The organism is Pseudomonas sp. HY7a-MNA-CIBAN-0227, from assembly GCF_040310325.1.
GTDB lineage: Bacteria > Pseudomonadota > Gammaproteobacteria > Pseudomonadales > Pseudomonadaceae > Aquipseudomonas.
This window is the reverse complement of record NZ_JBEOPT010000226.1, coordinates 1-258: the sequence shown is the minus strand read 5'-3', so window position 1 is coordinate 258 and position 258 is coordinate 1. Positions and strand designations below refer to the sequence as shown.

The following is a 258-nucleotide window of genomic DNA, read 5'->3' as shown; positions in this document are numbered from 1 at the left end:
ATTATTAATTGATTAAGTATATAACGATTTTACGTCAATCAATCGTCCCACTCAGGTGAATAATCAGGATGTTCGATTTTACGTCCATCACTACTGGCAAGTTTGCCAATTTTCTCTAGTTCCTCTGCACTCAAATGCACCTTCATTGCATCCAAGTTACCTTGTAAGTGGTCAGGATTAGACGTCTTTGGAATAGCAACGCGGTGCTTGTCTGACAGAATCCAAGCCAACGATACTTGTGCAGGCGTGATGTTATGC

1 protein-coding gene is annotated in these 258 nt (G+C 41.1%); it reads right to left on the bottom strand.

The genetic code is table 11. From position 1 onward, the window contains the following. Positions 1-38 precede the first annotated feature (38 nt). The coding region (locus AAEZ06_RS27685; RefSeq protein WP_350617333.1) for an aldo/keto reductase at positions 39-258 on the bottom strand (220 nt) is incomplete at its 5' end.